This window comes from Streptomyces torulosus (assembly GCF_001419765.1).
GTDB classification, from domain to species: Bacteria; Actinomycetota; Actinomycetes; order Streptomycetales; family Streptomycetaceae; genus Streptomyces; species Streptomyces torulosus.
Map to the genome: position 1 here is coordinate 1 of NZ_LIRK01000725.1, position 6,353 is coordinate 6,353.

7 protein-coding genes and 1 pseudogene are annotated in these 6,353 nt (G+C 70.3%); 3 read left to right on the forward strand and 5 right to left on the reverse strand.

Features of this window, described 5'->3' with window-relative positions; all coding sequences use genetic code 11:
- Positions 1-170 precede the first annotated feature (170 nt).
- Together AOK23_RS38530 and AOK23_RS52135 are read right to left on the reverse strand one after the other, a co-directional pair.
- Entirely contained in the window at positions 171-2,087 is a 1,917-nt protein-coding gene (locus AOK23_RS38530) for an anthranilate synthase family protein (RefSeq protein WP_055717125.1), read from the reverse strand.
- 122 nt (positions 2,088-2,209) lie between these two features.
- A complete protein-coding gene (locus AOK23_RS52135; RefSeq protein ID WP_079049943.1) occupies positions 2,210-2,380 on the reverse strand; it encodes a trp operon leader peptide in 171 nt (56 codons plus the stop codon).
- A 20-nt stretch (positions 2,381-2,400) separates the two neighbouring features.
- Here AOK23_RS52135 and AOK23_RS38535 point away from each other — a divergent pair, with 20 nt between their 5' ends.
- Together AOK23_RS38535 and AOK23_RS38540 are read left to right on the forward strand one after the other, a co-directional pair.
- Complete coding sequence (locus AOK23_RS38535) at positions 2,401-3,750, forward strand: class II 3-deoxy-7-phosphoheptulonate synthase (protein ID WP_055717128.1); 1,350 nt, start codon at positions 2,401-2,403, stop codon at positions 3,748-3,750.
- Between the two features lie 150 nt (positions 3,751-3,900).
- Positions 3,901-4,143, forward strand: coding sequence for a (2Fe-2S)-binding protein (locus tag AOK23_RS38540; RefSeq protein WP_055717126.1), 243 nt, complete (start codon positions 3,901-3,903; stop codon positions 4,141-4,143).
- 31 nt (positions 4,144-4,174) lie between these two features.
- Here the strand turns inward: AOK23_RS38540 and bfr are convergent, their stop codons facing one another.
- Entirely contained in the window at positions 4,175-4,654 is a 480-nt protein-coding gene (gene bfr, locus AOK23_RS38545; RefSeq protein ID WP_055521109.1) for a bacterioferritin, read from the reverse strand.
- Positions 4,655-4,828: 174 nt separating this feature from the next.
- Between bfr and AOK23_RS38550 the strand changes: the two genes are divergently transcribed.
- The gene (locus AOK23_RS38550; RefSeq protein ID WP_055717127.1) at positions 4,829-5,476 is read left to right on the forward strand and encodes a sulfite oxidase-like oxidoreductase; all 648 of its coding nucleotides are present in this window, start codon (positions 4,829-4,831) and stop codon (positions 5,474-5,476) included.
- A 14-nt stretch (positions 5,477-5,490) separates the two neighbouring features.
- Here the strand turns inward: AOK23_RS38550 and AOK23_RS50905 are convergent.
- Together AOK23_RS50905 and AOK23_RS50910 are read right to left on the reverse strand one after the other, a co-directional pair.
- On the reverse strand, positions 5,491-5,975 hold a 485-nt coding region (locus AOK23_RS50905; RefSeq protein ID WP_240496754.1), incomplete at its 5' end, for a deoxyribonuclease IV.
- A gap of 2 nt (positions 5,976-5,977) precedes the next feature.
- Positions 5,978-6,329 (reverse strand): annotated as a pseudogene (locus tag AOK23_RS50910) (TIM barrel protein); the annotation flags it as partial.
- Between the last annotated feature and the right edge of the window lie 24 nt (positions 6,330-6,353).

Sequence of the window (6,353 nt, forward strand, 5' to 3'; positions counted from 1 at the left end):
GTTGTGGTTTCTCGCGCAGTTCCCCGCGCCCCTGAAGGGTTCGGGCCTGCGGCCCGGCCTTCATCCTGAAAAGCACGGGGCGCAGCCCCGGTCGCTTTTCAGGGGCGCGGGGAACTGCGCGAGAAACCACGAACCACCCGCACCCGACCACCCGCACCCGACAACGCGGCCTACCGAGCCCGAAGGACCCGCAACCCCGCCACCAGCTCCCGCATCACCGTCACCCCGTCCAGCGTCAGCACCGACTCCGGATGGAACTGCACCCCCGCGAACCCGGCCCCCCGCAGCGCGTGCACCTCCCCGGTGGCGCTGCGGCTGACCTCCACCCCGTGCGCGGCCAGCTCCCCGGCCGCCCCGTCGTCGCAGCGTGCCACGAAGCTGTTGTAGAAGCCGACGACCTCCTCCCGCCCGAACAGGTCGATCGAGGTCTGCGCCCCCTGGTACGGCACCTCCTTGCGCACGATCTCCAGCCCCAGCTCCGCCGCGATCAGCTCATGCCCGAGACACACCCCGAGCACCCCGCACGAGTGGTCCCGGAGCACCTCGGCGGTCAGCTCCCGCAGGAACCGCATCTTGGGGTCGTCCGCGTCCCCGGGGTCCCCGGGCCCCGGCCCCAGCACGACCACCCCGGCATGCCCGAGCACGGCCTCCCGCAGCCCGGGCTCGTCGTACCGCCGTACCGTCACCTCCAGCCCCGACGACCGCAGCAGATGCGCGAGCATCGCGGTGAACGTGTCCTCCGCGTCCACCACCAGCGCGTGCCCGGTCAGCTCGGCCGTGCGGTCCTGCATCCGCAGCCAGAACGGCGCCAGCGAGGCGCGCCGCCCGTCCAGCGCCGCCCGCACCCGGGGGTCCTCCGCGAGCCCCGGCCGCACCCGCTCCCGCTCCGGCCGCCCGGGCCGTACCCCGAGCGCCGCCAGCACCCCGGCCGCCTTGGCGTGGGTCTCGGCGACCTCGCCCGCCGGATCGGAGCCCCGGACGAGCGTGGCGCCGACCGGCACCCGCAGCCGGCCGTCGCCCGCGATGTCGGCGGTCCGGATGAGGATCGGCGAGTCCAGGGTCTGCGCCCCGCCCTCGTCCCGGCCCAGCAGCGCGAGGGCCCCCGCGTAGTACCCGCGACCCCCCACTTCGTGCCGTTCGATGACCCGGCAGGCGTTCTGCACGGGCGACCCGGTGACGGTCGCCGCGAACATGGTCTCCCGCAGGACGTCCCGCACGTCCAGCGAGGAGCGTCCGCGCAGCTCGTACTCGGTGTGCGCGAGGTGCGCCATCTCCTTCAGCCGGGGCCCGATCACCACCCCGCCCATGTCGCCGACCGTGCACATCATCTTCAGCTCCTCGTCGACGACCATCGAGAGCTCCTCGATCTCCTTGCCGTCGGAAAGGAACTCCAGCAGGTCCTCCGGTGTCGGCCCGCCGGCCGGATAGCGGTACGTGCCGCTGATCGGGTTCATCACGACGGTCCCGCCGGACATCCGGACATGCACCTCGGGGCTCGCCCCCACGAGGGTCCGCCCACCCGTCTCCCGCCGCCGCCCTTCCAAGGAAGGCCCTTCGGGCCCTTCCTGTTCCCCGGTGTGCACCACGAACGTCCAGTACGCGCCCCGCTCGCCCTCCAGCAGCCGTCGGAACAGCGCCAGCGCGTCGGCCCGGCCGAAGCCCGGGATGCCGCCCTCGTACGTACGCCGGATCACGAAGTTCGCGCCCTCGCCCCGCCCGATCTCCTCGCGCAGCACCCGGCCGACGATCCGCGCGTACTCCTCGTCGCCGACGTCGAAACCGCCGCCCTCGACCCGCACGTCGTGCGCGGGCAGCTGGGCCAGTGCCCGCTCCAGTGGCAGCGCGTACGACTCCTCCGGCACGAGCACCGACAGGGGGGTGCCGTCGTCGCGGACGTCGAAGCCGCGTTCGCGGATCTGCCGGAACGGGACGAGGGCCAGCCCCTCGTCGGGGAGGTCGGCGAGCCGCTCGCAGGTGGTGACCGGGCCGATCAGCACCTCCACGGTGTCGTGGTCATGGAGGCCGGGGGTGCGGCGGCGCAGCAGCGCGAACGGTCGGGGGTCGTGCAGGAGTCGAGCCAGGTCCATCGGGTTCTCCTCGTGGCTGATCGGAGCGTGATCAGTGCGGTGATCGAGGAGGGACGGCCCGGTGGTGGAAACACGGAAGGCCGCCCCTCGGGCGGCCTTCGCGAAGTCGTGCGTACGCGCAGTCAGTGGGCCGCCGGATGAGCGGTCCACCACCAGTTCTGGTTGCTGTGCGCGAACATGCGCCGCAGACTACCGGAGGCGTTCCGGTGGCGCCACGGGCCGCGCCCGCGGGTCCCGTCCCGATCGAGCGGGGTTCGTCTCACTTGATGAGCAGGGGAATGGACGCCCGACATGACCCCGTAATGTGGACGTCGTGACCGTGAACGCTAAGTCCAGCGCGAGCGCTGGCAACACCTGGCGAGACCTGCCCGCGGCGCAGCAGCCCGAGTACCCCGACACCGAGGCTCTGCGCGCAGTCGTTGCGGAGCTCGAGTCGTATCCGCCGCTCGTCTTCGCGGGCGAGTGCGACCAGCTGCGCGCCCGGATGGCGTCCGTCGCCAAGGGAGAGGCGTTCCTCCTCCAGGGCGGCGACTGCGCCGAGGCCTTCGACGCCGTCTCGGCGGACCACATCCGCAACAAGCTGAAGACGCTGCTCCAGATGGGCGCCGTCCTCACGTACGCGGCCTCCGTGCCCGTCGTGAAGGTCGGCCGCATCGCCGGGCAGTACTCCAAGCCCCGCTCCAAGGGCACCGAGACCCGCGACGGCGTGACCCTGCCGACGTACCGCGGCGACTCGGTCAACGGCTTCGACTTCAACGAGGCCGCCCGCGTCCCGGACCCCGAGCGCCTGAAGCGGATGTACCACGCCTCCGCCTCCACGCTGAACCTGGTCCGCGCCTTCACCACCGGCGGCTACGCCGACCTGCGCCAGGTCCACGCCTGGAACCAGGACTTCGTGAAGTCGTCCCCGTCCGGCCAGCGCTACGAGCAGCTCGCCCGCGAGATCGACAACGCGCTGAACTTCATGCACGCCTGCGGGACCGACCCGGAGGAGTTCAAGACCGTCGAGTTCTTCTCCTCGCACGAGGCGCTGCTGCTCGACTACGAGTCGGCGCTGACCCGCGTCGACTCGCGCACGGGGCAGCTGTACGACGTCTCCGCGCACATGGTGTGGATCGGTGAGCGCACCCGGCAGCTGGACCACGCGCACATCGAGTTCGCCTCGAAGATCCGCAACCCGATCGGGATCAAGCTCGGCCCGACGACCACGGCCGAGGACGCGCTGCAGTACATCGAGCGCCTCGACCCGGAGCGCGAGCCCGGCCGTCTCACCTTCATCGTGCGCATGGGCGCGGACAAGGTCCGCGACAAGCTGCCCGAGCTGGTCGAGAAGGTCACCGCGTCCGGCGCGACCGTGGCCTGGGTGACCGACCCGATGCACGGCAACACCTTCGAGGCGGCCTCGGGCCACAAGACCCGCCGCTTCGACGACGTGCTCGACGAGGTCAAGGGCTTCTTCGAGGTCCACAAGTCGCTGGGCACCCACCCGGGCGGCATCCACGTGGAGCTCACCGGTGACGACGTCACCGAGTGCGTGGGCGGCGGCGACGAGATCTTCGTCGACGATCTGCACCAGCGCTACGAGACCGCCTGCGACCCCCGGCTCAACCGCAGCCAGTCCCTCGACCTGGCCTTCCTGGTCGCGGAGCTGTACCGCGACTAGTACGGGCGTGACGACACAGTGGAGTGGGGCGCGGATCACATACGATCCGCGCCCCACTCCACTTTTGCGCTCCCTGGCCGCCGGGTAAGGTTAGGTTAGCCTCACCGATCATCGTTCGGGGACGGCGTTACGTATCGATCCCGGCGGGAGGTGAACCGCGTGTACGTCTGCAGTTGCTTCGGTGTCACCGAGCAGCAGGTCAAGAAGCACGCGGCGGACGGCGCCTGCACCCCTCGCCAGATCGCGTCGGCCTGCAAGGCGGGTACGGACTGCGGTTCGTGCGTCCGCCGTATCCAGGCGATCCTGGGCAGGGGCGCGTGCCCGCGCCGTGATTCGGCCGGTCAGGGGCAGCCCGCCTTCTCCGAGGTGCAGGAGCTCGAGGAAGCCGCCTAGCCCGTCCGGCGCGGCCCCTCGACGCGAGGAATCAGCTCTCCGGCTGTTCGATCAGCTGTGCGATGTACAGCGCCTCGCCGAGCTTCTCCAGCAGCTCCAGCTGGGTGTCCAGATAGTCGATGTGGTGCTCCTCGTCGGCGAGGATCGACTCGAAGATGTTCGCGGACGTCACGTCGCCCTTGGCCCGCATCACCTCGATGCCGCGCTTGAGGCGGTCGATCGCCTCGACCTCGATCTGCCGGTCCGCCTCGAACATCTCCTTCACCGTCTGGCCCACGCGGACGTGGAACAGTCGCTGGTAGTTCGGCAGGCCGTCCAGGAAGAGGATCCGGTCGGTGAGGACCTCCGCGTGCTTCATCTCGTCGAACGACTCGTGCCGGGTGTACTTCGCGAGCTTCGTCCAGCCGAAGTTCTCCTGCATCTTCGCGTGCAGGAAGTACTGGTTGATCGCGGTCAGCTCGGCCGTCAGCTGCTCGTTGAGGAATTCGATGACCTCGGGGTCGCCCTGCATCGCAAAGGCTCCTTCCAAGCGGGGAACTGGGAGGTTGCGCCGCGATGATTGCACCGGCATCGAAGATCGTCCAGTAAGTGCAAGCTTAGTAAGTTAGCCCAGCCTTAGTTCGTTTTGTCCGAGTCGGGTGGGGGCTGGTCATGTGCACCACTCGGGGTCTGTCAGGATGGAGTCATGGGTCAGCCGGTGGGACGCGAGTCGGGAGATCGCGCATCTGAGAACGCGGCACAGCCGCAGCTTCCGCCGGGACAGCGACTCCAGCGCGGCTGGCCGGTGACGCACTACGGCCCCGTACCCAAATTCCGCCCCGAGCGGTGGGACTTCCGGGTCTTCGGCGCCACCGCCGACGGCGAGAAGCGGAGCTGGACCCACGACGAGTTCACCGCACTGCCGTACGCCTCGGTCGTGGCCGATCTGCACTGCGTGACGAAGTTCAGCATGGTCGGCGCGGAGTGGGGCGGCATCCCCGCCCGGACGATCCTGGAGATCGCGCCGCCGGCCGCCGAGGTCACCCATGTGATGGTGTGGGCCGAGTACGGCTTCAGCTCCAACCTCCGGCTCAGCGACTTCGCCTCGGACCGCACGATCTTCGCCACCCACAAGGACGGCGAACTGCTCACCGCCGAGCACGGCTTCCCGCTGCGGCTCGTCGTGCCCCACCTCTACGCCTGGAAGGGCCCCAAGTGGGTCCGGGGCATCGAGTACATGACCGCCGACCGGCGCGGCTTCTGGGAGGAGCGCGGCTACCACAACATCGGCGACCCGTGGCGCGAGCAGCGCTACTCCTACCAGGAGGAACCGGGGGAGGGGCCCGAGCTCTGACCGAGCCCGGCGCCTCAGCCGTCGCGGAGCTTCTTCAGGCGTTCCACGTCCGCCGCGTGGCCCTCCTTGCCGCCGGGGGTCTCGATGATCAGGGGGACGCCCTCGGTGGCGGGGTGGGTCATCAGCGCGCGGAACGGGTCCTCGCCGATGTGGCCGGAGCCGATGTTCTCGTGACGGTCCTTGTGGGCGCCGACGACATCCTTGGAGTCGTTGGCGTGGATCAGTTTCAGCCGGCCCTCGCCGACGGTGTCCACCAGCAGGTCCAGCGTCCGGTGCATGCCGTCGGGCCCGGTCAGGTCGTGGCCCGCCGCGAAGATGTGGCAGGTGTCCAGGCAGACGCCGAGCTTCGGGTGGGCGTCGAGCGCCTCGAAGTACGGGCCGAAGTCCCAGGTCCGCGAACACAGGGAGGCGCCCTGGCCGGCGGTCGACTCCAGCAGCAGATACGGGTCGTCGTCGTGGGTCAGCTCGTCCAGCAGCGGCAGGAGGTGCGCGCGCACCTNNCGGTCGCGCTCCCGGTGTGCACGACCACGCCGAGGGCGCCGATCTCCCGGCCCCGGCGCAACGAGTGCCGCAGCGACTCCACGGACTTCTCGACCGTCGCCTCGGTGTGCGAGCCGAAGTTGATCAGGTACGGGGCGTGCACGTACGCGGGGATCGACTCGGCCGCACAGGCCGCCCGGAACTCCTCGTCCTGCCGCGGGTTCCCGACGGGTGTGGCCCAGCCCCGCGGGTTCGCGACGAAGACCTGCACGGTCTCGGCCTTGAGATCACGGGCGTAGGTCAGCCCGACGGAGTTCAGCCCACCGGCGACGGGCACATGCCCGCCGACGGGGTTGCGCGCGGCCCCGGACACGGGGGCGGGGGAGGAGACGGGAGC

Excerpts from the sequence above, each read along its gene's own strand:
- AOK23_RS38530 (WP_055717125.1), bottom strand. The coding sequence starts at position 2,087 with ATGGACCTGGCTCGACTCCTGCACGACCCCCGACCGTTCGCGCTGCTG.
- AOK23_RS52135 (WP_079049943.1), bottom strand. The coding sequence starts at position 2,380 with ATGTCGGGCGTCCATTCCCCTGCTCATCAAGTGAGACGAACCCCGCTC.
- bfr (WP_055521109.1), bottom strand. The coding sequence starts at position 4,654 with ATGCAGGGCGACCCCGAGGTCATCGAATTCCTCAACGAGCAGCTGACG.
- AOK23_RS38550 (WP_055717127.1), top strand. The coding sequence starts at position 4,829 with ATGGGTCAGCCGGTGGGACGCGAGTCGGGAGATCGCGCATCTGAGAAC.